2 protein-coding genes are annotated in these 1,286 nt (G+C 29.5%); both read left to right on the top strand.

The window, feature by feature from the left end; translation table 11 throughout:
• On the top strand, window positions 1–409 hold a 409-nt coding region (locus tag Q4Q55_RS10105; protein WP_303372678.1), incomplete at its 5' end, for a LicD family protein.
• 33 nt (window positions 410–442) lie between these two features.
• Window positions 443–1,286 (top strand): 2-dehydropantoate 2-reductase N-terminal domain-containing protein (locus Q4Q55_RS10110; RefSeq protein ID WP_303372679.1); only part of this gene is annotated, 844 nt, incomplete at its 3' end.

The following is a 1,286-nucleotide window of genomic DNA, read 5'->3' on the forward strand; positions in this document are numbered from 1 at the left end:
TTTAAATCACAGCAATATCAAACTAGCCCTTACTGTCATTAATTCTTGTATTAAAGTGGATATGTATACTAAATTAAGAACTAAATTGCATCATATTGCATATGATATTTTAAATTTTATACCTATAAATCGCCGATTTTGGAAGAAATTACTCACAAAAGAGATGACCTTTTTTAGGAATAAAGAAACTGAACGAGTTGTTGATTGTTTTAATCTTGCAGGGTATATGCCTTATCAAAGAAATGATTTTGAACCAGCAATTGAGGCTAAATTCGAAGATTTTAAAGTAAAAATCCCTAAAAATTATGATAAAATACTTACTCAGATTTATGGCGATTACATGCAAATTCCTCCTGAAGAAAAGAGATATAATGCTGCTCCGGATATTCTTGATTTTGGTGAGTATTAATTTTTTATATTATAAAAATTAAAATATTAAATCATGTTTTCAAATATAGGTGTTGTTGGTGCGGGAGCTATGGGAACAGCCATCTCCCAAACAATTTGTGATAATGCTCGAAATGTTTTATTATATGCTAGAAGAGAAGAAGTAGTTAATTCAATAAATAAAACTCATTTTAATAGGGATTATTTTCCTAATATTCGTTTACAAGACAATATTATGGCCATTAATGATTTAAATGAATTAGAAAATGCAGAAGTAATCTTTTTAACATTACCATCATCTACAATAAGGGAAATTGCTCGTAAATTAAAAGACATTATTTCTGATGATTGTGTTATTGTGAGCACTGCTAAAGGTCTTGAAAAGGAATCTAAAAAAAGAATGAGTGTTATTGTAGAAGAAGAAATTGGTAGGCCTGCCGCTGTGTTATCTGGACCAAATATTGCTTCTGAGATGGTTGAACGAACATTTTCTTCAGCATCCATCGCATGTAAAAATAAACAATATCTTGAAAAGGTTAAAAATGTATTGTCAACTTCCAAATTTAAAGTTTCTGCAAGTGGGGATGTTGTTGGTGTAGAATATTGCGGTGTAATAAAAAATGTAATAGCCATATCTCAGGGAATTTGTGAAGGAATGAAAATAAATGATAATGCACGTTTTTCAGTATTTACAAAAACTTATAATGAAACTAAAGATTTAATTGAAAAATTTGGTGGTGAAAGATCCACTGTTGATGATTATTGTGGTTTTGGAGATATTATTACAGCTTCAACTTTGAATGTAAGTAGAAATCATACTTTAGGTGTTTTATATGGTCAAAAAATTGTAATTGATGAGAAATCATCGGGGGTTCTTTTTGAAGTGAAAAATACGATTG

It is taken from the genome of Methanobrevibacter sp. (genome assembly GCF_030539555.1).
GTDB lineage: Archaea > Methanobacteriota > Methanobacteria > Methanobacteriales > Methanobacteriaceae > Methanocatella.